Below are 24,393 nucleotides of genomic sequence, written 5' to 3' on the forward strand. Positions count from 1 at the left end.
ATGGACTTTGTTATCAATGAAGTGAACTATGCACTACCCGCACGTACCTTTGCTATTGATTATTCCGTTAGCCAGAAACGTCAACTTCCAGTTGTAAAAGAGTTTGTGATTCGGTTTATCTTTTCTATTGAAAAGTGTTTGCCTGAGACTATTCGAGAGTTCTTCGGTTTTACACCTTTAGAGATGACATCCGTCCTTTCGGAGCTCGAGGAAGAGAAACTGGTTAGATGGATTGATCAGGAAATATGCTTAACGGACTATGCGCATGGAAGGTTTGCGGAAGCTGGTGGCGGAAATACCCCAAGGTTCTACGAGACCAAAGATGAAGTAGATATGGTGAGTTTTGATCTTATGCAATATCGCCTTATCACTGAAAAGCTCTCCGGAAAATCTAGCTTTGCAAATATTGAGTTGGAGCTTGATCCAGAGTGTTTCTCCGATATTACAGGAAAGGTCAAGTCAGCATTCGATAAGCAGTTTAACGATTTTCTTGAAAAGGCTAAGAAGGTCGATACTTATAGTGAGCATCGAGAGTTGTACAAGATTAATTCCGTAACTTCCCAGTATGATCGTATGCTTCCTGTAAGAGTCAACTGGGTAGTAGATGCTAGTGATTCACTAGATCCTACACCGATGTTTGCGGACGAAATACTTTACGACTGGGACGATGACGGAGCAATTATTGGAGCAATTGCGCATTTGTTGTCTTCTGAAGCAGGTGTTCCTCCCAGTAACGTGAAAGAAGTAATGAGTTACTTGAAAGCAACATTTGATCCCTATGTTGATAGGTTTTATGGCAAGGATGGAATTGACATTTCAGCGCTCTTGAGCGCCTACGAAGTAAACAAAGGCTTGATTGATGCGAATACACGAATGTTGGTAGGTAATCTCTATACCACAGATAACAGACGCAGGATTGAAGAGCTACTCAGGTTAGAGTCGGAATCCAATGGCAAGTGTGATGCAAAGGGTGCCTTATGGTTGTCTTGCCCGGATAACAAGACATGGGGTCGGGGGAATGACTTGCACGAGTTGGAGGACCTTATCAATAAGAGAATCGACTCGAGATACAAGCCAGGCAGGGTGGTTCATTGTATGCAGGCTGATAGTTTTCGAGAGGCGAATAATCTAAAATCCATTTATCATAGGCCGGGGATGCAGTTTCAAGGAGTATCAAAGGCCTTTGTAAGCCAGAACGTTGAAATACTGCTCGTCCCAGATTTTTTCGTGGCAACACTATTTCACCTGACACCACCTGGCTGGGGCAAACTCACGGTTCCTGTTGGGTATATGAGCTGTGACGATAAGTATGTGAAGGCTGTCCAGTCGAGTGTAAGGGCTTGGGCAGACGACGAGGCAAATTTCAATAGCTATTATATTCAGGGCGGAAATCGAAACCAAAAATTCTCTAGAGAACTTATCGACAAGGTCCTATCCTAGTTATCGTATTATTGACGCACTTGCCTCGATGTAGACTAGTTCTACTCCGCCCTCGCTTTTATTGAGAACTGATTGGGAGCTGCCTCGGCAGGTTCTTGATTTGGCGGGGTTGTCCGATCCGATGCTGCTTCTTGCTGAAGCTAAATCATAGGAGGCTTTGCCCTATCCTCAATCGCACAGTCAGAAACTCCCACAAGAAAAAGCATTAGATCTAGAACGTGTTTTCTGAGGACATTGAATTTGTCGAGCTTTTCAGGAATATCTCTAAGTCGATAAGTCTCAATGAGTCCATCTTTAATGTATAACCTGCGGTTTATCTCAATCATTAAAGCCGGTACACGTTTATTAGGGTGGTAGCTCTTCGGTACAAGACACCCGCTGTATGGAAAATCAACTTCCACTGAGTACCCCAGACCCCCAAAGTATTTGATTGTATGAGCTAATAGCCACTCTGGAGTATTGCCAGCGCTTGTCCCGATGCATATATCTGGTCTCGACCGAATTTCCTCTGGCTCGTTGGCGAAAGGCATATTCGGAAAGCTGTGACAGTCTAGCAGCAAGCAGTAGCCCCATCTCGTAATTTGGTGGGCGATCATCGAATCCAGCTGCAGGTGCCAGGGGCGGTAGTACTGGTCAATTAGGGATTGCCGAATATCTGGCGTTGTGGGTTTTCGAATTCGATTCCCTGAGCAGTCGTGGGTATAGATGACGCCTTGCCCAGCCCTGGCTTTGGGCTCCTTGTCGTCATCAAGATAGCGCTCGAGATCGACAACCAGCCGGTTTATTGGCGTTTGGCAGCGAGTAATCGCGGGTGCGCCATACAGTTCATCTGTATACCAGTCAGTTAGCGTCACTAGCTCTCGCCAGAGTGTTTGGCGGTCCACTGTGAACTGATCCCAGACATTCTCTGGAATTTGGGTGCCGGCGTGAGGTATATGCGCCACTATGGGCAAGATTGTTTCGGGATACATGTCTATCTCTCCTTGTGAGTGAAGCAAAAAGAGAGGGCATGTACGGAGAACCTGCTTGGTTGCCGGTCGGCCGCATCACTCTATCGAGTTAACCACCTTGCCCAGGTCAGGCAGGTTGGCGGAGCTCAGGCTCACTCTTGATGCTTGAAAGATAGTTTATCCACAACGGACTGCTATGCAACCACGTCGGTTCCGACCTGTCGCAAAATCAGGCAGATTTGTTGGGTGAGGACACGGAGTCTGGTAGGGACTCCCCAAGTGCGTCCATGCGTTCCCGCGGTGATCTCCAGGACAATAACTCGGCTATAGCGTCTGGACTGCCCACATACTCAAGTACAGCTTTAACTCGTTCAGATACTAGCGCCTTTTTCTGTGGGGGCAAGTCAGAGGCAGACCGTTCTAATTCGAGGAAAAAGCTTTCGATCTGTTTTGCCACGCCCCAATCACTGATGATCTGACTTAGTTGGTGCTTACTATTGGAATTAGCTTTGTCCCATAGTTCTTCTAGCCGCTCTTGCTCGTGCTTGTACTTCCATTCTTCGTACTCAGCGTGGCGCTTTTCCTGCTCGATTTTCACTCGTTCTATCTGCGCCAGAATTTCAGGACAAGCTGCATGTAGTTCCTTGGCAATACGGTGCCCGAGGTTGCTCACATTCCTATTCGAAGGAAGATCCCACCTCATTGTCCAATCCGTTCCGGCATATGCGCTATATGCCTGCAGGACAAATTTTCCCGCAGGCCTATCTTCGTGGATTGTTGTGGATATTCCATATGTTTTGGTCTTTGGCTCTTTCAATTCGCTGACAGGAATCCAGTCTCCATTCCTGTACCTAACCTCCACATTTTTGCTAATTTCGATGAGTGTCAGCCCAAATGCCACGTCGCCAACATAGACAATGGTAGCCCGAGAAGGAGACCAGTGGCGGTCGTGGTAAGGATCGCGTTCTTTCTTAGGTACCTCTCGCTCGTCAACTCTCGGACGATTGGTGTACTCGTTTGGGGTCGAGTACGTTACCCGGTAGCCGAAATCTTCAAATGCCCAAAAGAGGGTGTTCGCTAGATTCAGTGCTTGCTCCAGGCCCTTTTCAGAAACAATGATGTCCACGAGAATCCATTTGTAGGGTCGAAGGTACCCATATCTTGGATTTCTCGTTTTCAAGAAGTGGGCTTTGGCGCCAGCAATCATCTTGTGAGTGGCGGGGCGCTTTTGCTTGCGCTGGATCTTCCTGGGTTTTTTAGCAGGAGCCCGCAGTTCGGCCCTTTGGCGGGGAGGGGCATCGTTGTGCCTATCCCATTGCAGTTCATCCTCTGGCCTGGCTTCCGGCAATGGCGGTCTGGTCACGGCCTTGCCGCATTCAACCTTGGTCCAGTACCCGGGGGCGGGTCGCGGGACATTCATTCGCGTGCAGACCCGGGCCAGGAAGCTAGAGGAGACGCCATACTTTTTGGCGATAGAAAGCATGGGTTCAGACCACGCTAGTTCATAGAGCCTTTCCCTGGTGAGGGGGTAGAGATCCTCTGTTTGATCATCTTCACCATGTTGATTTTGATCCTCTGACATGGATTGCACCTTTCTTAAATAACTTGGCTGACTTTATCTGCCAGTGTATTAGTATCTGGGGATTGGTTGCCCTGATGTGCGTCAGCTCTATCCTAAATAAATCAGGGATTATCTAGTAATATCAATAAGATATGGGTTTTTGGGCCTCGCCCTTAGTGAGGCATAAGGGAGCATAATGGATTATGAAACCTTGAAAACCCGCCACCGTGAGGTGCGGGATGACTATCACCAGAACCTGAACCTTCGGGTTCACCGGGCACTGAGCTGGCTGAACCGAGCTGAGCAGTGTGAAGATGGTGACAGCCAATTTATATTCCTCTGGATTGCATTTAATGCCGCCTATGCCAACGAGATTGGCGAAGGAGACAAGTCGCCCGAGCAGAAAGTATTTGGTCAATTTATAGCCAAGTTGGTTGATCTAGATAAGGATGAAGCTCTCTATAAGTTAATTTGGGAAGAGTATCCCGGCAGTATCCGGGTACTGCTCGATAACAAGTATGTCTTCCAGCCATTCTGGGATCACCAGAACGGTAAGATCGAAAAGAATCAATGGGAGAAAAGCTTCCAGTCCGCCAAGCAGGCGGCAGGTAGGGCGCTGGCGGAGCACAGGACGACAGCCGTCTTCACTGCAATCCTCTCAAGGATGTACACGCTCAGGAACCAGTTAATCCATGGTGGCGCTACCTGGAACAGTGCTGTGAACCGGGACCAAGTTAGGGACTGTTCAACCTTACTAGGGAAGATTGTTCCTTTCATTATCCAGCTCATGATGGATAACCCCAACACCTTGTGGGGAGATGCTTGCTATCCGGTGGTCGAAGATTAACTGGTCCCATTCCAGCTGAGGTGTTCTATATGTCGCGCCAAGTCATCAATTTGGCGTCTTTAGCTATCTCGCCACACACAAGAATCGGCGATCATTCCTAGCTAGAGGCGCCAATGGGAGAGCCCACTGAACAGGATGCTAAGATGAGTCGAAAAGACAGAATTCACCAACATATCTCCGATATCGGGATAGAGATTCTAGAGTTCATACAGGAGCGAGAAGCGCATTACGCCGAACGTTGGGTACCGGCTTCAGAAATTAAGGGGACACTTGAGCTCAACTTCGTAGCTGTGCCTAAAGCAAACAAGCAGTATGGAGAGAAGGGCTGGCTCTTCGCGATTGTCGCGCGTCAACTCGAGGACAAGGGGCTAGTCGAATTCAGTAAACAGGGTAGTCGCTCTTTCTACCGCAGCTCGAATAGCGATTCAAAGTAATAAGTCTCCTCGTCCCGTTTTTCGGCAAACAGACACTTTGGCTTCTGGAACGTGGCAAAGACCTTGGGTCTCAGCCGAGCTGCCACCAGAAGAATGATTGGATGTTTTGGGTGATAGTACCTGCTCGAAATGTGTACGTGTATGGATGTCCAATCTATACGTCATCGCTCACATCATTAACATTCACTCTCCGGTCTTGTCCCCTGAATATGGAGAATTGGATGAAAATACATGCCCTTATTGCCAGTCTACTGCTGGTTGTTGCGCCGGGTGTCATTGCTGATGACTACCTGGGAAATTACAGCGCCAACCCGTACAACGCGAATTCCACGTCGAACCCGTATGGCGCGGGCAGCCCGCATAATGCCAACAGCATTAACAACCCTCACGGGCAATACGGAAGTCCCTATAGCTCTAAATCGGCGAACAATCCTTATGCGACGGATGCGCCAAAGTTGTATGACAGGCAGGGCAATTATCGCGGGAAGCTCAGCTCAAACCCCTATGATTCGGAATCGACATCGAATCCGTATGGGCGTTACGGTAGCCCCTACTCAAGTGAATCTATAAACAATCCGTACGGAGCGGGGAGTCCCTATCGGTCCGACAGCCCCAACAACCCATACGGGGAAGGCCTGGAGATTTACGGTGAATAGGCTTCACAACCTAATGGCGTTTCCTCTATGTCATTGATTACAGCCGAATTGATTCAATTTGCCCGCGGTGAGTTCCTTCTGGACTGGGAGGGTATCCACGGAGCGCCGCATTGGGCCCGTGTCCGTCACAATGGACTGGTTATGGCAGAGCTTACCGGGGCCAATACCAGGGTTGTGGAGTATTTTGCATTCATCCACGACCTGGGCAGGCAAAATGACAACCACGACCCGGAACATGGTTATCGAGCAGCTTTGATTGCAGAAAAAATCGCTGGTGACTTGATAGACGTAAGCCAGAGTGAGCTCGACTTGCTTATGGAGGCCTGCCGAGGCCACAGTGATGGGCACCTGGAAGCCGATGTTACCGTGATGACCTGTTGGGATGCGGATCGGCTGGACCTGGGGCGAGTAGGAATTCGCCCTGATCCCTATCGGTTGTGTACTGAAGTCGCTCGCGGTCAGGAATTGCTCGAGGCTGCCTACGAACGGTCGCTCCAATGGTGAGCTCGGCCTCAGTATTCTTCAGAATAAATCTGCCAGGGAGAGGGCTGACCAAATGAAACGAGATTTAATTACATCAGAGCTGGTCTGCAGCCCGTCCGACCTGACGCGCTACATCGATTCCCCATTTGCATCGTGGATGGCCAGGCATCGACTAGAGGTGCCGGATTCTGGCATCGAGAAAGACCCAGAAGACCCCTTACTTGCCCACCTCGCCGGCAAGGGGTTGGAGCACGAGGCGAATTTTCTGGAGACCCTAAAGTCTCGATACAGCGACGTGATCACTATTAATGATGATTTGGATGATGTCGCGAAGCTAGATCAAACCAGGGCGGCGATGGCGCAGGGGGCCGATGTGATCTTCCAGGCTTGTCTAGAGAAACGCCCGTTTCGAGGATATGCCGATTTCCTCATCAAGGTCGACCAACCTTCCGAGCTTGGGGGCCATGCCTATGTAGCCTGGGACACGAAGCTAGCCAAGGAGATGAAGCCCTATTTTGTCATCCAACTGTGCTGCTACAGCGAGATGCTGGAAGCGATGCAGGGTTGGCTACCCGATACTGCTACTGTCGTACTGGGAACTAACGAAGAAGTGGATTTCACGCTCGGTGATTACTACCGCTACTATCAGGCGAAGAAATCTGAATTTGTGGAGCAGCAAGCGCAGTTCGACGCAGACGTAATGCCCGACCCGTTCCAATATGCCCAGCATGGCGAGTGGACGGAATATGTGGAAAACCTGCGGCAGCAGAAGGACCACCTTTCCAGAGTCGCCAATATCACCCGAAACCAGATCTCGAAACTCGAGGCCGCAGGTATCAGCACCTTGTCGGGACTGGCAGCTACCTCTGTGGAGAGAGTGCCAAAACTCCATGAAGAAATTTTTGCGACGTTGAAGAGTCAGGCGGCGATTCAGTTACGTTCAGAGAAGGCTGGTACCACCGAATGGGAGATCCGCTCTGCTAACGGACCCAAGAGAAATGGTCTGGCAGGCCTCCCTCCAGCGAACGCTGCGGACCTGTTCTGGGATCTCGAGGGCTTTCCGTTGGAGGAGGGAGGATTAGAGTATCTCTGGGGCTGTGCATTCCTTGATGATCGGGGTGAGCGCAGCTTCTGGGAGCGCTGGGCTCATGATCATACCCAAGAGATGCGGGCCTTTACTGATTTCATTCAGTGGGCCTACCAGCGTTGGCTCGACAATCCAGGCATGCATATTTATCACTATGGCCATTACGAGGTCAGTGCGTGCAAGCGACTCATGGGGCGCTACGGAGTCTGTGAGTTCGAGGTAGACCAGCTTTTACGGCACGGCGTATTTATTGACCTTTATAGGGTGGTGCTACAGGGGCTTGTTGTAGGGGAGCCTGGTTACTCTATAAAGAATATCGAGCATCTGTACCGTGGTAAGCGTGAAACTGATGTGGCTACAGGTGGTGAATCGGTCGTTGTTTATGCCCAGTGGCGAGAGGCGCCGGACGGGGATGACTGGAAATCCTCTGAGGTCCTGAATGGCATCCGTCAATACAACATAGATGATTGCAATTCGACCCTGGAGTTGGCCGATTGGCTAAGAAGTACACAGATTGAGGCGGGCATCGAATATCAGCCGCTGGATGGAGCTGAGGATCCTCCAGTAGAACCTGAGCCGACGGAGCTCGAGCTGCTGGAAAAGGCATTACTCACGGTAGCGGATTCGGAATCCGAGACCGAGGAAGACAGGTTCCTTGCCAAGCAACTCGCGCATCTGGTGTTGTTCCACACACGTGAAAATAAGCCTGTATGGTGGCGATATTTTGAGAGATCTGGCATGTCATTTAATGAGCTATATGACGATCCAGACTGTCTGGCCGGATGCCGACGAACGGATAGAGAGCCATTTCTGAAAAGTGAGAGAGCGCGGAACCTGACTTACGAGTATCGATTTGATACCAATCAGGAGTTCAGGAACAGACGATTTAAGTCAGTTCACATCCTGAATATAGAAGATAAGTCGGCTAGCGTGCATCTGGTTGATTCGGAGGCTGGAATTTTGCAGCTGACTCGCAAGTACGAACCACCCGAGGTGATCGATGTCATCGCCTACGACTTTGTAAGTCCTGGCAGCATTGATAAGGCCATCCAGGCGATTGGTGAGCAGTTCCTCCAGAATCGCCAATTGAATAAGCCATTGAAGGAATTTTTGCTTCGCCAGCTACCAGATGTAGATCCACAGCTTCTGCTTGCTGTGGAAACCAAGTCCGACGGTGAAAAGCTCGATCAGATTATTGAGGTAGTAGCTAAGCTTGATGACTCGATCGTTACGGTGCAGGGGCCGCCAGGTACGGGGAAAACGTACACCGCTTCCCATGTGATCCACTGGCTGCTTAAGAATGGTAAGAGCGTTGGCGTTACCTCAAATAGCCATAAAGCTATCGATAATCTATTGATAGCGACATACCTATTGTGCAGTGAGGCTGGGGATGATTTTCCGTTTACCAAGGTCCAGCCTGAAGAAAGCGATATTTTCGATAAATACCCCTGGTCGCACATCAAGTCCAGTCGAGAAATATGGGGTGGACTTGCGGAAGACGGTTGCGTAATAGGGGCAACGGCCTGGGGGTTTTCAACTTCGGGAGCTGAAGTCGACTATCTCTTTGTGGATGAAGCCGGGCAAGTCTCACTCGCAAAATTGGCCGCCATGAGCACCCAGGCAAGGAGCATCGTCTGCCTGGGTGACCAGATGCAATTACCCCAGCCGATACAGGTTACCCACCCTGGCGACAGCGCCTGCTCAATTCTGGACTATTTCCTGCAGGACACCCCTACGGTACCACCCGAAAAGGGAGTCTTCTTAAACAGAACCTACCGCATGCATAAAGGCGTCAACGGCTTCATAAGTGATGCCATATACAGTGGCCGCCTTGGTAATGATCCTGCTTGTGACTGTCAGGAAATACAGTTGGCGGGGAGCCGGCGTGAGTCGGTGGGTGCGGGCACGGGAATTCGTTATCTGGAGACAGCACATTCCGGAAACAAGCAGGCGAGCCAGGAAGAGGTCGATTTAATCGCGCCAATTGTGGAATCCCTTCATGAGTCCAGTTGGGTCGACAAGAAGGGTATTCAGAAGCCGCTCACTCCTGAAGATATCCTTGTGGTGGCTCCTTTTAATTACCAGGTCAACGAACTCAAAAAGAGGGTCGGAAATCTAGCAAGGGTAGGTACGGTTGACCTTTTTCAAGGGCAGGAGGCCCCTGTCGTGATTGTCTCTATGACTGCGAGTGTCGCAGCTGACTCTGCACGCGGCGTGAATTTTCTCCTTAACAAGAATCGATTGAATGTCGCCATATCGAGAGCCAAGGCTCTCGCGATTGTTGTAGCATCCAACACCTTGCTCGAAGGTAACCCAGCAAAACTCCAAGATATGAGGGTATATAATCTGTTCAATCGATTAAAAAATTATCCGGCCTTGGATCAGTAGAAGTGAACAATCGAGAGGACTATATGGGTACGGAGAGATTCAAGGATTTCGTAAGAGACCCCATCGTCGACGAGCGATTTGGGGGGGGCAATTTTGAGGCATGGGAGCTTTTCAGTCGGGCCGGTGTTAGTAAGAAGGATGCTGCTAACGCCCTGCACATTATCTTCAACGCCCTGGGACGAGGCATTGATGAAGCTCGGAGGGTGCTCAATACCTACACGACCCTGGCTTATAGACTGAGTGATGGGGCTCTTACGAGCGATGCGCTCAATAATCCGAATTACTACTCTGAGGAGAATATCTTTGGGGGGCTTTACGCCCGCCCACCTAGAATCACTTCACCAGAGTCTTCAAAAATAGTCGCGGCCCTCCGGTCTGATTGGGGCGCTTATGTTGGTAATGACCTCGGTGTCGATATAGATAAGGTAATCGATTTAATGAATGGTGAGAGTAACGTCCTCGTTATTGAGCTAACTAGCGGTGCGGTAGACAACGGTTATATACCAATACCAAGTGACCAGGAGATCTTTGACAGCGCCTACTTGGGCGGTGCAAAGCAAAGCGATGTCGGCAGAGAATTCAATTTGCTGCTTCCGAATGGTGAGTCAGTCAGGACCGATATTCGCTCGCCAAGTGGCAAAGGAGGCCGCATACGAGCGAGGTTTTACCAGTTATTTAGTGAATTGGCGCTTAAGCCTGGCGATACCGCAAAAATCGTTAAGTTAGAGTCGCCGGGAGAATATTCCCTGGGCTTTGGCAGCGTTAGCCCAGTAGAAAGAGAAAGAAATTCGATAGAGGAGCCAACCGTGTACTTAAACCAGATTCTTTATGGCCCCCCAGGTACGGGTAAAACGTATTCGACCGTTGAGAAGACACTGGAGATCCTCGATCCAGAATTTTTGTCGGAAAATCGTAGCGATCGGTCGGCGCTTCGAGCGCGCTTCGAGCGCCTTTCGTCTAGTGGCCAAGTAGAGTTCGTAACCTTTCACCAGAGCTTTAGTTACGAAGATTTCGTGGAGGGGCTAAAGGCGTCCACGGAAGATGGCCGGATTCAATACACGGTTGAGGACGGTGTGTTCAAGAGGCTTTGCATGCCGGCGGTTCGGTCTTTAGATAGCTCCTCGCTTGAGGCGGGAATCCAGTTGTCTGGAGGTAGGTACGAGATTCGATTTGTTGGCAACGAGTTGGTTAGAATCTTCGTGGCTCGCACGGGATCTATCGTATCATTCGATAAGAGTCTACTAGAAGAACTTGCTGCGAGCGTAGCAAGGGGAGAAATAACGACCGACGATATTAAGGAAAAAAGAGTCTTCGAGAAAACGGATTCGAAGCTTGAGAAGTTCATTGTTAACGGCTATCCAGGAATCCTGTACGAGCTGGTTGAAAGGATGATATCTGGGGACTCTACCGGGCCTGATGATGTAACTGTACCCAATGGGCGACGTGTATTGATAATTGACGAAATTAACAGGGGCAACATCGCGAGTATATTCGGTGAATTGATTACTCTGATCGAGCCATCAAAACGCGCTGGAGCGGCGGAATCTACCGAAGTCACATTGCCGTACTCCAAGCAAAAATTTAGTGTACCTGCCGACCTCTACATAATCGGCACAATGAACACAGCGGATCGTTCATTGGTACATGTGGATACAGCCCTTAGGCGGAGATTCACATTTATAGAAACACCCCCAGACCTCAGCCTTCTAGCTGATATTACCGTGGAAGGTATAGATATCGGCAGGCTCTTGGGGACTATCAACGATAGAATTGAATTGATCTATGACCGTGAGCACAGGATTGGGCATAGTTACTTTTTGCCGCTCGCTTCAGAGCCAACGATAGAAAGACTTGCGGAAATTATGGGTGACCAAGTGATCCCCTTGCTAGAGGAATATTTCTTCGATGACTGGGAAAGGATTCAGCAAGTTCTGAGTAAAAGCGGGACAGAATTATCCAGCTTTGTGGAGCCAAAGTTCGACGAGGCGGACGTCTCTAGAATACTAGGCAACTCTAGTGCTCAAGTGGGTACAGTTTACCAGAAGTCCAGTCGCTCACTACTTGATCCATCGGCGTATATAGGGATATACGCCAGCCAGGTCTAGGGCGTTAGTGTGCAATACACCGTCCGAGAATACGGCCATTTAGGTACCCATGGTGAATCGGAAGGACTGGACTACGTGCGAGTTTCCCCTGCATCTTACGCCCAGCTCAAGGAGATCGCGCTCACCGCACAGGAGACAGACAAGCCTCTGCTTAGGTTATCCAAGCGAAATAATAACGAGACCCTGCAAGCTCTTAATTACGTCGGGGTTCTTGGTATCAATCGAGGTGAGCAGTTAGAGATACTGCCAAAGACGAGTTCAGTCTCACAGTCTCATTTGGATGCGAGAAGATTGCTGTGGAAAATGCTGCATCGGGTGACCGATGTTAGTCCACAAGAGCTCAACGAAAGTGATGTATCCACGTTAAGCAATAATTGGTTGGAAGCGCTCACCAGGCTGGTGCTCAAAAAATACACAAACTTGGTGAGATCTGGGATCAAGCGCGATTATGTTCGCAGAGAGGAACGATCAAGTTTCCTGAAAGGACAGTTACAGGTAGCGAAGCAGATGCGGGCCCGGCCTGGGACCGAGCATAAGTTCTTTGTGGAGTACGATCAGTACATAACCGATAGGCCCGAGAATAGGCTACTGAAGTCGTGTTTGTTGAGGCTGAACCGATGGTCTGCATCGATCGATAATAAGCGCCTTTGTCGAGAGTTGCTTTTCGTATTTGAAGAAGTTCCCGAGAGCACAAACTATCCTTCTGACCTCCGGAAGTGGAGAGCGGATCGTGGAATGAGCCACTATCAGCCGCTGTTACCCTGGATTAAGCTGATATTGAGCTATGAAGCCCCAGTTTTTTCTGCAGGGGGCCATCATGGCGTTTCCCTCTTGTTCCCCATGGAGAAGCTCTACGAGGAATACGTATTCAAATGTATTGCTAGTTGTCTGCCACGAGGGCAGCGATTGGTATTGCAAGCGGCATCGGAATACTTGGTGACACATCGTTCTAATGGCATGTTTCAGCTGCGGCCAGATGGTTTACTGACTGATGGCAGTTTGCGAGTTGCTGTGCTAGATACAAAATGGAAGCTGGTGGACAGTGCTCTCGGCGCGGGTAGAGAAAAGTATGGGCTGAGCCAGGCAGATTTCTACCAGATGTTTGCCTATGGGATGAAATATATGAATGGCCAAGGCGAGCTAGTATTGATCTATCCATCTCACGAAAGATTTAGTGTGGCACTCGAAGCGTTTGAGTTCGATAAAGGTCTCAAGCTCTGGGTTCTCCCCTTTGATCTCAATACGGGAAGGCTCATTTTGAGCGAAGGCTATTCAGGAGCCTTAGAAAACCTGAGTGAACGGTAGGCGTTAAATGTATATCGATAAGAAGCAACGTAATCATGAACCCGTTTGATCTTACCTTAGATGCCTTCCAGCAACTGGTTCCTGATCCAGTGCTCTTCGGCCGGCCGGGGGCTCCTAGACGAGGAGCATCAGACGGAAACCGCGGTGTACAGTGGAATTTTTGGACAGAGAGAACGACAGGTGCAGCTCATTTCAGTATCAATCTAGAGGGTATGAGGTATGAAGGCTGGCCTGTTGCCAGTTTTATCCAGGCCGAGTTGACTAGTTTGGGAATCTTAGAGTTTGCAGGCCTGGAGTCGATGCAGATCGACCCGATTGTTCGGTTTAAGCGAGACGCGTGGCAGGCGCAGTCTAAGCTCGACATCGAGGAGCAAATCTTGGGGGAGGCAATACCACTCTCTGCGATGGATTCTGATACATGGAGGACGACCTTAGAGGAAGCACTGGGATGCCTAGATGAATCAAAGTCTTTTAAAGGTAGAGCACGGCAAGTCGTAACGAAGAGCAAAGATCTCCAGAAGCTTGAAATGCAGGTTTCTCCACACCTAAATGTAATCCACAAACTTTGGGATGAAGTGCCGGAGTCTACCGCAGTCGCCCTTGAGATTATGGAAGACACCATGGGGGAGTTGGCACCAATTCATCGCTACATTAGCGACCTTGCCTCGCAGTCTTGGGCTGCTGCCGGATCTAATGAAACTGTCGAGTTTTCATCTTTGAAACCCGCAGCCGCTCATGCGCTTAAGTTTGCAAAGTCTGGCTCCATTACGCATTCGTTTCTTACTGATTTGAGCGGCCTAGAATCTTCGAACGACCGCGGCAGATATACAGTAAACCCAAGGCGATTCGTTTGGTGGGATACTTCAGGTACGCGAAACGCTCGCTTGGAGCTAAAGAGTTCAAAGCTAACCCTGGTAGTCCTAAATAGCTTGTTGGGCGGGGTCGTGTTACCGGAGGGTTCGCGGCCTCACAAGAAGAACCCCGCGATGACAGACTGCTTCACCGCATCAGAAGCCGAGGCGCGGGATCTATTAGCGGTATTCGAATGACAACTCGGCTAGCTCTTTGGCACCACTCGAGCCGATGGCGGCCTGGCGCATGGGCACCCGAGGAAATGCTGACCCGCTTGAAGTGCCTGATTTGCCGCCGCATCACCCGGAATTTAGAGCTCTAACGCGCTTGGTAAAAAAAGCAGAGATCGGCCCATGGGTTGCTGCCCTTCTTCGTAAGATGGCGGAATTTCAGATGAGGCATCCGGAACTGGCCGCCAGGTTTTCTCGGGTATAACGCGATTGTTTCCGGTGATGGGGCTGGTGGTGTGCTCGAAAACTGTACGTGTATATGTATACACTCTAAACATGTCGTCAAAGGCGACTAAAATACACATTCTGCGAAACAAGTCAGCGCCACACGGGCGAACGACCACCAAATCGGAATAATTTCGCAGGCCAGACGTCACAGAATCCCCGCAAAGCGTGGGGAACTAGACGAAAAAGCTTCAAAAATGAAATCTGAAAGGGCCAGGAGCATTGAAATAGGGCCCTCGGCCAAGCCTTGCCTGTTAAAACGAAAAGGCGAACGGAATAGAAAGCTAACGCATTGAAAAATATGGGAATACTATGACTGATATCAAGTTCGACATTCTGCCCCAGCGCTCCGCTGTGATGGCAGGCCACAACACGGAAGTCTATGCCCTGGTACGGGCGCAGGCTCCTTCACGCCCGGCGGGCCGTGATAATGACCGGATGCCCCTGAACCTCTCCCTGGTGCTCGATCGTTCGGGATCTATGAGCGGCAAGCCCTTAGAAGAGGCAAAGCGGTGCGCTGCCTACATCGTTGATCAGCTGGATAGCCGGGATCGGGTCTCGCTGGTTGTTTATGACAATCGCGTGGACGTATTGGTGCCTTCCACGCAGGTGAGCGATAAAGCTGGGATCAAACGCGCTATCGCCGGTATCCATTCCGGGGGCTCGACCAATCTGTACAGTGGCTGGGAAGAGGGTGCCAAGCAATGCCTTATCGCGGCTGAAAGGGAATATCTGTCACGGGTGCTTCTGTTATCAGATGGCTGTGCCAACAATGGCCTGACCGAGGTGGATTTGATCGCTCAACGCTGTGCGGAAATGGTGGAAGCGGGTGTGAGTACGTCCACATACGGCCTGGGCCACCACTTCAACGAAGAATTGATGGTTGAAATGGCGAAGTCGGGTTCCGGGCAGAGCTATTACGGTGAATCCGCCGAGGACTTGTTGGATCCCTTCCAGGAGGAATTCTCACTGATGTCCGCCTTATGTGCTCGCCAGGTCAAGCTGACGCTATCGGCGCCAATTGGCGTGACATTTGAGCTGCTGAACGACTACCGGCACCTGACGGATACCACCTGGCAGATGCCGGATCTGGCCTACGAGGGTGAGGCATGGGCGTTGGTGAAGCTATCAGTATCAGACGATGTGCCTACAGATCTTGGTACAGGTGACATCGAGATATTGCGAGCATTCCTGAGCTATGTCGACGTTGAATCCGACGCTCCCGACACTCGTTCTTACACGCTTCGGCTTCCCAGGGTGGATGCAACAGCCTGGGCGGCAATTAGTGTGGATGACCGGGTCACGGGCCGGTTGCAGGAAATTCGTGTGGCACAGCTGCAAACCCAGGTACGAGAAGCTGCGCTGCTGCGTGACTGGGGATGAAGTTGACCAACTGGTGGCCCAAGCCGAGGAAGAGGCTGGCGACAACGCCTGGGTAAAGGAGGCGCTGCAAACCCTTAAGCGCTACGCCCACCGCCGTGATCGCGACCGTATGTCCAAAGAGGCGATGTATATGTCCCGGAAGATGAGCCATCGCCTAGCTGAGCATGATGAAGACTACCGTAGCTACTCTTTGGACCTAGAAACCAGCAAAGCCGGGTATCTGAGAAAGAAGCGCGAGCAGGGGAAGCGGATGGATCGGCGCGACTAGCCATAGCGGGTTGCCTGACAGGGATGTTGGGCTGATTTGGAGTGTGGTCGATGTAATCCGGCTGAAATAATGACTGTTTTACGGCCCTTCGACCACTTGATCGGCTGGCGTGTATACAAATCATACACGTCATGCCCGTCGGCATGATAAATGTGGTTGTCAGCGATACCGATCGGTGTGCGGCCGTGATATGTTATGTGACATATGTAATGTTACATAGGCACTGTCCATGAGTATTGGAAATAGCGGTCGAATCGTCATCGAAATTGAGCCGGATCTGAAGCAAGAGCTTCACGCGGCTCTTCGAAAAGAGGGCTTAAATTTGAAGGCGTGGTTTCTGGATAACGCCCAAGAGTTTCTGGCTGATAGAGAGCAGCTGAAGCTGGCTTTCAGTGATGCAGAAGACCAACAAGGAGGTGAAAAATGAAGTTTGTAAATAATAAGGTCGCCTTTGGTCGTCATCAAACCTTTGCGGTGCGGTATGGGTGGTTGTCGAAGGGCTTTCAAGCAGTGAAAAGTAATCCAGACATTCTGCGTAAAGATGACGCGGTGGCAGAGCTGGGTGTCGGAAAAAACATGGTTGAATCTATTGGCTATTGGCTACGTGCATTTCAACTGGTTGAACCTAATTCATTCAAGGTCACCCAATTAGGTACTGACCTTTTTAGCCGTAATAAAGGGTATGACCCGTACCTCGAGGACGAGGCAACGATCTGGCTTCTCCATTGGTTGTTGGTCAGTAACCCTGAGCAAGCGACAGCTTGGTACTGGTTCTTCAATCGATATCACAAGCCGGAATTCACAGCCCAGGAGATCCAAACTGCGCTTTCGGATTTTGTAAATGATCAAGTCAAAGATATTAAGCGGCCTGCCGTTAGCACGCTGAAGAGTGATGCCAGCTTAATTCCAAGGATGTATACGCAGAGTAAGCTCCATAAGCATATGCCAATCGAAGAGGCGCTTGATTCTCCTCTGGCGATGTTAAGGCTAGTGACTCAAATGGTTGGCGAGAGGGGCTTTCAGTCTAAACCGGGCCCAAGACCTGGCTTACCGATAGGTGTGATTGGATACGCAATTACGCAGCTTTTTGCTGCAAAAGGTACTGACATCATCCCTATCGAAGACCTGATGTACAGTCGCGATGAGTTCCCGGCTATTGGTGCTGTATTTCGGCTAACTGAAGTGGATTTGCTCACGAAACTAGAAAAGCTCACAGAGTACATCCCAGCAGTTTTCCAGATTAATGAAACGGCCGGAATTCATCAGCTTTACTTGATGAAAACAATCGACCCTATGGAATATCTGCATATGCACTACTCATGCTCAAAGCAGGGAGAAGCAGCATGACTATGCACGGGAAAGTTTCGGTTAATACTCATTACACTCGTTCCGTTAATCTTGAACGTGATCAAGGTTCCGTCGAAGTGCTGGAAGCATATATCCCTACGTCGCGCGCTATTCGGACTCTGGAGAGGGTGGCTTCTGCTTTCCATGAGAAGCAAGCGCCTCGGGCATGGTCGCTAATCGGCCCTTACGGTTCCGGAAAGTCCTCGTTCTCAGTATTTGCTTCTGACTTGCTCTCTAATCCGAGTGATAAGTTGAGCAAAATTGCCCAAGGCAAGCTCGAAGCCACGGACCCGAAGCTTCAGGAGCGCGTTGAGGCGGGATTGGCAAACTCAAAAGGAATGCTCAAAGTACTGGTTACCGGTGCCCCAGAGCCGATGGCTAGGAGAATCCTTACTGGTTTCCAGCACTCGATTGACGAAGCCTGGTCCGGACGTCGCGGTAAACGGCCACCGATATTCTCAAAGCTTTCAGCAATACTAAGCAGTCCCGAGATTAGTGTTTCAGAAACCATAGAATTTGTTAATGAGGCGCAAATTGCGCTGGGAAAACTTGGTTACTGCGGTGTCGTTTTAATCATTGATGAACTAGGCAAGTTCCTCGAGTACGAAGCTCGACATTACGGTGCAAATGACATCTATCTCTTGCAGTCACTAGCAGAACATGCCTGTGCGGGAAATGCATGTAATCTGTTCCTTTTCGTAATGCTGCACCAGTCTTTCGAGCAATACGCCAAAGGGCTGGGCGAGAATCTGAAAAATGAATGGTCAAAAGTACAGGGCCGCTTTGAAGAAGTACCGTTTATTGAGTCTTCTGAACAGGTTCTGCGTGTGGTTTCTAACGCCTTCAAGCATGATTTCAGTCGCGCGGAAAAAGGAAGTCTTAAGAAGTCGATAGTCAATTATGTTGATGTGCTGTCGGCCAGCAACGCTTTACCTGCCGCACTTAAGCGGACCGAAGCAGTTAAGTTGTTTCAATCATGCTACCCGCTACACCCAGTAAGTGCTTTGCTCCTGCCACTCTTATGCCAGAAGATTGCGCAGAATGAACGAACTCTATTTAGCTACTTAGGCAGCCATGAAGAATTTGGGTTGAGTGACATGCTCGGGCAGCTCGACTCTGTCGATGATTGCGTCCAGCCATATCATTTATTTGACTACTTTATAGCTAATCAGTCGGCAGCTTTGAGCGATTATGCTACGCACAGAAGGTGGGCTGAAGTTGTTACTTCCTTAGAGCGATTAGGAGACGCAACCTCAGCGGATATAGCACTTCTAAAGACCATCGGTATTATGAATATCATTGGTGCCAAAGGAGGCCTAAAACCGTCGAAAGCGATATTGGAGTTGTGTCTGGATGGTAGCTCCCAGGTTGATAAAAGCCTTAAGTCACTGCTGGCTGCCTCGGTGGTCACCTATAGGAAATTTAGCGGTGAGTACCGTGTATGGCAAGGCAGCGACTTTGATCTAGAGGAAGCTCTCCATGATGGCCTGAATCACATTGGAGAGTTCGAGCTTGCTGATACATTAAATAATGAAAGCAGTCTGCAGCCGTTGGTAGCCCGGCGCTATACGATTAGAAATGGCGCGTTACGTTACTTCACGCCTATGTTTGTCGATGCGCGGAGTTTTAGGTCTACTCCTAGCTCCTCGAGCATGCCGAGAATTGTACTGTTTTTGGCGGCAGCTCAAGATGACGAAAAGATCTTCTTCGAAGAAGTTACGAGCTACTTTTCAGATCTTGATATTGTGGCTATTTGTAAGAATGGCTCACAGCTTCGCGAATCAACCGCTGAGGTGATCGCGCTAAGGCATGTTGGGGCTACTCGGCAGGAATTGGCCTCTGACCCGGTGGCGAAACGTGAATTTGAAGATAGGTTAACTGCCGCCGAGCACGCTCAGTCGATCTTACTCACTGAGATTCTAGAATCGCCACAGGACAATGATTGGTACCACAGGTCTAAGACTCTTCCCCTTACAAATAAGCGGGAGTTCCAGGAGCAGTTATCCGCGGTGCTTGAAAAAGTCTACTGCAAGGCTCCTGAGCTACACAATGAGCTTGTCAATCGAGACAAGCCCTCTTCTCAGGCGAATGCAGGCAGGATCAAACTGCTGTACGCAATGATAACTTCTCCTCAAGAAACAGACCTCGGGATAGAGAAATTTCCTCCAGAGAAGGCGATCTATCGTTCCATCTTGATGGAAACGAAGCTTCACCAGGAAACCAGTCTGAACGAATGGGAGTTTACTGCCCCTGCAAAGAGAACGCCGTTCTATGCGGTTTGGCAGAGAATAGATCAGTTTCTGGACGAAACTGAAGAGTCACCGAAGCCCTTTACCGAGCTAAATAATGAACTAATGGCGCCTCCATATGGAGTCAAGGCAGGAATATTGCCAATTCTATACATCGCCGTGTATTGCGTGTATCAGCAAGAGCTTGCGATCTATGAGAATCGTCAGTATCGGCCTAACTTTACAGAGGACATGCTTGATCGATTTGTAAAGAGACCTGACGAATTTGCTGTTCAGCGATTCCGAATAGTTGGACTTCGAGCCTCGATTTATGAGCAGTATAAGACGCTGTTCAACGATGACAGGGAGAAAACTATTATTCAGCTCGCTAGACCGCTAGCCAAGCACATCGGTGGATTGGAGGAATACACACTCAAGACTCGTAGTAGCCAGCTCTCCAAAGAAGCTAAGGCTGTGCGAGATGCTTTCAAGCTGGCGAAGTCTCCTGAAAGACTTCTTTTTGAAGACCTCCCAAAAGCAGTTGGGTTTGAGCACGCGCTTGGTGATGACAGTGGATCATTGGAGGGATTTGCGAATGCCTTACAGGAAGCGCTAAAGGAGCTTAGGTACGCATACAGCGACATGGTCAAAGGGCAGCAGAAATTGCTCGCTCAAGCTTTTCATATGAGTGATGACCTTTCTTTGGAGCAGCTACGTCAAAAGTCTATCGGAAGATATGAAGGGTTAGAGCAATACACCGTTGATGTTGATGGGTTAAGGGCGTTTATCAAGCGCGTGTCGAAACGTACCGGTAGTGATGATGAATGGCTAGAAAACATCTTGATGTTCTTGGGCCATAAGCCTTCATCGAAGTGGAGCGATGCAGATAGAGCAGAGGCAGAAGTAAAGCTTAGTGACTTTGCCAAACGGATTCTCGACTTAGAAACGCTTAGGCTGCACTACGACAAAAATGCGAGCAAGTATGAGGGCGACTTCCAGGTAATCCTGCTTAAATCGCTAAAAAAGGGTCAGGAGCCGATAGACGAAGTTGTTGCGATAGACCAAGCGCGACATGAGGCAATCCAGGATGTTAAGCATGAGCTTAAAGAGAAATTAGACAAGCATTCCGATAAAGAGCTCAAATTGGCGATCTTAGCTGAGCTAGTAGATGAGTTCTTAAATGAGTACCAGGAAGTGAAATCAGAACCTAAAGAAAAGAAAGTGACAAAAAACAGGAAGGTGAAGGGTGTCCAATAAAATTAGCTATCAAGAAGCCATCAATATACCCAATGCGCGCCATGTTCTTGGCCTTTCTGGCGGCAAGGATAGCGCTGCCTTGGCAATATACATCAAGGACAAGTACCCCGAAGTACATGAAAAAGTAGAGTACTTTTTCTCGGACACCGGTGCCGAATTGAAGGAGGTCTATGATTTTCTAGATAGGCTCGAGGCGTATTTAGGTAAAGAAATCATTCGCCTTAGCAGTGGCAAAGATTTTGATCATTGGCTTCAGGTTTACAACGGTTTTCTTCCCTCAGCAAAGCAGCGCTGGTGTACTCGTGAGATGAAGATACGCCCATTTGAGCAGTTCGTTGGTGACGATCTAGTGGTGAGCTACATAGGTATCCGAGCAGATGAAGATCGCGAGGGGTATATCAGTCAAAAGGAAACAATCAAGGCTGTTTTCCCGTTTGTTGAGGATGGAATCATTCGCGATGATGTGTTCCAGCTCTTATCAGACACAGTAGGAATACCGGATTACTACCAATGGAGATCACGATCGGGGTGTTATTTTTGCTTTTTCCAGCGACAGTCAGAGTGGCTAGGCCTTAAACGTAACCATCCAGAGCTGTTTGAGCAGGCAAAAGACTACGAGCAGCGAAAGCGTGAAAGGTATGACTGGGAGATAGGTAAGTCCGACGCAGGCGGTATGGGTTATACATGGTCTTCACAAGGTTCGCTGGAAGAGCTTGTCGCTCGAGCGGAAAAACGGGAAAAGGAGCAGGGGATTCTTGCTAGTACAACCACGCAAAAGTGGCAGGACATACTGAGGTATCAAGAAGACGATGAGGATCCTGAGGACCAGTCCTGCCTTATTTGCAGCCTCTAGATCGCAATTTCAGTCGATGTCGCGTTGTGTCTTGAAAATGACGTAATCGGCAATACCCTGCGCGCTAATTTCAGCGGATTATGTATCTAGGGAATATTGGAGGCAGTTTAAGCCCAGAAAGCAATGTTCTCGACTTTCAATCGATAAGTGGACTCCTAGTTCTATGCTTGAACTCAAAAATATTCTGGAAAGATACTCCGTGGGAGAGCTTTCGAGCTTTTTGGGCGGAACTATCCTCGGAATCTACGAGGCCACTACAAGCGAGGAGGTCAGCAAAGATACTTTAGTCGACGCTGTTCTTACGCTTTACGGTCATGAATTCTTTGTTGACCCATCGATGAGAGAAAAACTCATCGATCGGATGAGTGAGGAGCAAGTCGAGCAAGCTCTATCATTATTTATTGCCGACTATTCAGACGACATTGAAATCGCAGTTGAGCTAGATCGCTACCAGGCTCTGATTGATCTGTCTCATCGGTGGCCCCAAAAATTTGCGTCGCTTTTCGGATATGGTGAAAGCATGCATGAGGCAGACTCGGTGTTGTCCAGTGTAGCCGGACTGACACGAGTAGAGCCAGAGTATCCCGCATACCCGTATCAGCAAGCAATGGTGTTGAAAGTTGATGCTCTTATGAGGTCGGGAGACAAAAAATGCCTTTTGCACCTACCAACCGGTGCCGGCAAGACTAGGACTGCAATGAATATTGCAGCTGAGCATCTTAGACGTGAAAAGGCTGGCTTGGTGCTGTGGTTGGCCGACACCTCAGAGCTTTGTTCGCAAGCAGCAAATGAGTTTACTAAGGCCTGGAAGAGTCTAGGTAATAGAGATTTGAAGATCTATTCGTACTACTCGGATACGAACATATCGCTAGGAGGCATAGATCAGGGTTTTCTGGTTGCGGGTCTACAGAAGCTAAATGCGGCTCGAGGTAGTACTGAGTATCGAATCCTGTACGAGCAGCTTAAGAAACACGTGACTCTCATAATTTTCGATGAGGCACATAAAGCTATAGCACCGACATATGCTCAAGCGGTTCAAGATATGACTAGTGCTAGAAACAACACTTTTCTTCTTGGGCTAAGTGCTACTCCTGGTAGGCAGTTGGATGTTTCCAGTGATGAAGATGAAAAGTTGTCAGATTTCTTTGACGGGACAAAAGTAACGATGCAGGTTGCCGGATATGAATCTCCGATAAGCTACTTGGTTGAGCAGAACTATCTCGCTAAAGCAGATTTCATAAACATTGATTACGACGCCAAAAAGATCGTACTTGCCGATGCATTTTCTAGTGCTTCTAGAAACTTGGAGATTAGGCAAGCGCTATCAGAGGATGAGAGTAGAAATTTACGACTTCTCGAAGTTATAGAGGACGAGTATTCCAGCGGAAGTTCGATAATCGTATTTGCTTGTAGCGTTGAACACTCGCGAGATCTCGCGTCAATGTTAGCGTTTAGAGGGATACACGCATTTTCGCTCGACAGCAAGAATGACGATTCGGATACCCGTCGTTTTAAGATCGCTCAATACACGTCGGGCAAGGTAAGGGTTCTTATCAATTTCAATATACTCACTGCGGGCTTTGACGCTCCGAGAACTAATGTAGCCGTTATTGCCAGACCCACTGATTCACTCGTTCAGTACTCTCAGATGGCGGGGCGCGCTATGAGGGGCGAGAGGAGCGGCGGCAGTCGCAATTGCAAAATTTACACTGTAAGGGATGACATCCCCGCATTTCGTAGCGTGGCTCGTGCTTTTATGCACTGGGACACGCTATGGAACGAAGTTTGAGATAAGGAGGATAAAGTTATGGACAGACCATTTATACGAGGCCAAGTAGCCATTGATTCCATGAGAGACAACGGGTTTCTCAGTGCTGCGCATGCTTTGGCCGAGCTTATTGATAATAGTATTCAGTCAGGAGCCGACCGGATAGAGCTAATCACGTTTGAGAAGCGTAGTGAAGGATCGGCCACCTCTAGAGCCGTAAAGCGAATAGAAAAAATCGGTGTGCTTGATAATGGGTCCGGCATGGATTCTGAAACCTTACACCTAGCTTTAGAGTTCGGGGCTTCTGTTAATCGAAAAGACTCTCAAGGTATAGGCAAGTTTGGAATGGGGCTTCCAAATTCATCCATTTCTCAGTGTAAGCATGTAGATGTCTGGAGTTGGACTGAGCCGGGCGAATATAAGTATACCTATTTGGATATTGATGAGATTAAGAGCGGAGATCTCGAGTCAATTCCAGAGCCGATAAAAAAGGAAGTGCCGGCTGATATCCTGGCTGCTCTAGGAGACTCTCTCCCTAGTACGGGAACCTTAGTTGTGTGGTCAAAAATCGACCGTTGTCAGTGGAAGACTGGTAATTCGATATATAAGCATACACAGGATGTTGTTGGGCGCATGTATCGGTATTACCTCGATGGGGAGAAGGTATCCATCCGCTTCAAATCAGCGGAACTTAAGAACTCGCTGTATATAGTGAATGAAGAACAT

At 49.2% G+C, this 24,393-nt stretch carries 19 protein-coding genes and 1 riboswitch; of the genes, 17 read left to right on the plus strand and 2 right to left on the minus strand.

The features are described 5' to 3' along the window. Entirely contained in the window at positions 1 to 1,440 is a 1,440-nt protein-coding gene (locus C0039_RS19410; RefSeq protein ID WP_101519027.1) for a hypothetical protein, read from the plus strand. A gap of 140 nt (positions 1,441 to 1,580) precedes the next feature. Here C0039_RS19410 and C0039_RS19415 read toward each other — a convergent pair whose 3' ends face one another. Both C0039_RS19415 and C0039_RS19420 read right to left on the minus strand, forming a co-directional pair. Continuing rightward, the gene (locus tag C0039_RS19415) at positions 1,581 to 2,411 is read right to left on the minus strand and encodes an N-formylglutamate amidohydrolase (protein ID WP_101519028.1); all 831 of its coding nucleotides are present in this window, start codon (positions 2,409 to 2,411) and stop codon (positions 1,581 to 1,583) included. Positions 2,412 to 2,456: 45 nt separating this feature from the next. Continuing rightward, a riboswitch (SAM-I-IV-variant riboswitch) is annotated at positions 2,457 to 2,560 on the minus strand. Between the two features lie 59 nt (positions 2,561 to 2,619). Next, positions 2,620 to 3,972, minus strand: a complete 1,353-nt coding sequence (locus tag C0039_RS19420) for a hypothetical protein (protein ID WP_101519029.1) — start codon at positions 3,970 to 3,972, stop codon at positions 2,620 to 2,622. Between the two features lie 175 nt (positions 3,973 to 4,147). On the opposite strand from C0039_RS19420, the gene C0039_RS19425 reads away from it, so the two are divergent. From C0039_RS19425 to C0039_RS19500, 16 genes are all read left to right on the plus strand, one after another. Further along, complete coding sequence (locus tag C0039_RS19425) at positions 4,148 to 4,798, plus strand: HEPN domain-containing protein (RefSeq protein WP_101519030.1); 651 nt, start codon at positions 4,148 to 4,150, stop codon at positions 4,796 to 4,798. A 143-nt stretch (positions 4,799 to 4,941) separates the two neighbouring features. Beyond that, complete coding sequence (locus C0039_RS19430) at positions 4,942 to 5,232, plus strand: hypothetical protein (RefSeq protein ID WP_207796490.1); 291 nt, start codon at positions 4,942 to 4,944, stop codon at positions 5,230 to 5,232. A gap of 221 nt (positions 5,233 to 5,453) precedes the next feature. Then, the gene (locus C0039_RS19435) at positions 5,454 to 5,888 is read left to right on the plus strand and encodes a hypothetical protein (protein WP_101519032.1); all 435 of its coding nucleotides are present in this window, start codon (positions 5,454 to 5,456) and stop codon (positions 5,886 to 5,888) included. 27 nt (positions 5,889 to 5,915) lie between these two features. After that, positions 5,916 to 6,392, plus strand: coding sequence for an HD domain-containing protein (locus C0039_RS19440; RefSeq protein ID WP_243391673.1), 477 nt, complete (start codon positions 5,916 to 5,918; stop codon positions 6,390 to 6,392). 52 nt (positions 6,393 to 6,444) lie between these two features. Further along, the gene (locus C0039_RS19445) at positions 6,445 to 9,846 is read left to right on the plus strand and encodes a TM0106 family RecB-like putative nuclease (RefSeq protein WP_101519033.1); all 3,402 of its coding nucleotides are present in this window, start codon (positions 6,445 to 6,447) and stop codon (positions 9,844 to 9,846) included. Between the two features lie 2 nt (positions 9,847 to 9,848). Further along, positions 9,849 to 11,951: an McrB family protein gene (locus tag C0039_RS19450; protein ID WP_207796491.1), complete on the plus strand. Its 2,103-nt coding sequence runs from the start codon at positions 9,849 to 9,851 to the stop codon at positions 11,949 to 11,951. Positions 11,952 to 11,960: 9 nt separating this feature from the next. Beyond that, positions 11,961 to 13,256, plus strand: a complete 1,296-nt coding sequence (locus tag C0039_RS19455; protein WP_101519034.1) for an McrC family protein — start codon at positions 11,961 to 11,963, stop codon at positions 13,254 to 13,256. Positions 13,257 to 13,291: 35 nt separating this feature from the next. Continuing rightward, a complete protein-coding gene (locus C0039_RS19460) occupies positions 13,292 to 14,305 on the plus strand; it encodes a hypothetical protein (RefSeq protein WP_101519035.1) in 1,014 nt (337 codons plus the stop codon). Positions 14,306 to 14,875: 570 nt separating this feature from the next. Further along, positions 14,876 to 15,946 carry a vWA domain-containing protein gene (locus C0039_RS19465; RefSeq protein ID WP_101519036.1) on the plus strand — a complete coding sequence of 357 codons (1,071 nt, stop codon included), beginning with the start codon at positions 14,876 to 14,878 and terminating at the stop codon, positions 15,944 to 15,946. Beyond that, positions 15,933 to 16,214, plus strand: a complete 282-nt coding sequence (locus C0039_RS19470; RefSeq protein ID WP_101519037.1) for a hypothetical protein — start codon at positions 15,933 to 15,935, stop codon at positions 16,212 to 16,214. The genes C0039_RS19465 and C0039_RS19470 overlap by 14 nt, the downstream gene beginning before the upstream one ends. A 229-nt stretch (positions 16,215 to 16,443) precedes the next feature. Beyond that, positions 16,444 to 16,641 (plus strand): hypothetical protein, encoded by a 198-nt coding sequence (locus tag C0039_RS19475; protein ID WP_101519038.1) that lies wholly within the window; start codon positions 16,444 to 16,446, stop codon positions 16,639 to 16,641. After that, positions 16,638 to 17,561, plus strand: coding sequence for a DUF4007 family protein (locus C0039_RS19480; protein WP_101519039.1), 924 nt, complete (start codon positions 16,638 to 16,640; stop codon positions 17,559 to 17,561). The genes C0039_RS19475 and C0039_RS19480 overlap by 4 nt, the downstream gene beginning before the upstream one ends. Beyond that, entirely contained in the window at positions 17,558 to 21,046 is a 3,489-nt protein-coding gene (locus C0039_RS19485; protein ID WP_101519040.1) for a hypothetical protein, read from the plus strand. The genes C0039_RS19480 and C0039_RS19485 overlap by 4 nt, the downstream gene beginning before the upstream one ends. After that, positions 21,036 to 21,899 carry a phosphoadenosine phosphosulfate reductase family protein gene (locus C0039_RS19490; protein ID WP_101519041.1) on the plus strand — a complete coding sequence of 288 codons (864 nt, stop codon included), beginning with the start codon at positions 21,036 to 21,038 and terminating at the stop codon, positions 21,897 to 21,899. Before C0039_RS19485 ends, C0039_RS19490 begins: the two co-directional genes overlap by 11 nt. 163 nt (positions 21,900 to 22,062) lie before the next feature. Further along, positions 22,063 to 23,688: a DEAD/DEAH box helicase gene (locus tag C0039_RS19495; protein WP_101519042.1), complete on the plus strand. Its 1,626-nt coding sequence runs from the start codon at positions 22,063 to 22,065 to the stop codon at positions 23,686 to 23,688. 18 nt (positions 23,689 to 23,706) lie between these two features. Continuing rightward, positions 23,707 to 24,393 (plus strand): ATP-binding protein (locus tag C0039_RS19500; RefSeq protein ID WP_207796492.1); only part of this gene is annotated, 687 nt, incomplete at its 3' end.

This window comes from Pseudohalioglobus lutimaris (assembly GCF_002866825.1).
GTDB classification, from domain to species: domain Bacteria; phylum Pseudomonadota; class Gammaproteobacteria; order Pseudomonadales; family Halieaceae; genus Halioglobus; species Halioglobus lutimaris.

Excerpts from the sequence above, each read along its gene's own strand:
- C0039_RS19410 (WP_101519027.1), top strand. The coding sequence starts at position 1 with ATGGACTTTGTTATCAATGAAGTGAACTATGCACTACCCGCACGTACC.
- C0039_RS19445 (WP_101519033.1), top strand. The coding sequence starts at position 6,445 with ATGAAACGAGATTTAATTACATCAGAGCTGGTCTGCAGCCCGTCCGAC.
- C0039_RS19435 (WP_101519032.1), top strand. The coding sequence starts at position 5,454 with ATGAAAATACATGCCCTTATTGCCAGTCTACTGCTGGTTGTTGCGCCG.
- C0039_RS19465 (WP_101519036.1), top strand. The coding sequence starts at position 14,876 with ATGACTGATATCAAGTTCGACATTCTGCCCCAGCGCTCCGCTGTGATG.
- C0039_RS19415 (WP_101519028.1), bottom strand. The coding sequence starts at position 2,411 with ATGTATCCCGAAACAATCTTGCCCATAGTGGCGCATATACCTCACGCC.
- C0039_RS19460 (WP_101519035.1), top strand. The coding sequence starts at position 13,292 with ATGAACCCGTTTGATCTTACCTTAGATGCCTTCCAGCAACTGGTTCCT.
- C0039_RS19485 (WP_101519040.1), top strand. The coding sequence starts at position 17,558 with ATGACTATGCACGGGAAAGTTTCGGTTAATACTCATTACACTCGTTCC.
- C0039_RS19440 (WP_243391673.1), top strand. The coding sequence starts at position 5,916 with ATGTCATTGATTACAGCCGAATTGATTCAATTTGCCCGCGGTGAGTTC.
- C0039_RS19420 (WP_101519029.1), bottom strand. The coding sequence starts at position 3,972 with ATGTCAGAGGATCAAAATCAACATGGTGAAGATGATCAAACAGAGGAT.
- C0039_RS19425 (WP_101519030.1), top strand. The coding sequence starts at position 4,148 with ATGGATTATGAAACCTTGAAAACCCGCCACCGTGAGGTGCGGGATGAC.
- C0039_RS19495 (WP_101519042.1), top strand. The coding sequence starts at position 22,063 with ATGCTTGAACTCAAAAATATTCTGGAAAGATACTCCGTGGGAGAGCTT.
- C0039_RS19475 (WP_101519038.1), top strand. The coding sequence starts at position 16,444 with ATGAGTATTGGAAATAGCGGTCGAATCGTCATCGAAATTGAGCCGGAT.
- C0039_RS19480 (WP_101519039.1), top strand. The coding sequence starts at position 16,638 with ATGAAGTTTGTAAATAATAAGGTCGCCTTTGGTCGTCATCAAACCTTT.
- C0039_RS19430 (WP_207796490.1), top strand. The coding sequence starts at position 4,942 with ATGAGTCGAAAAGACAGAATTCACCAACATATCTCCGATATCGGGATA.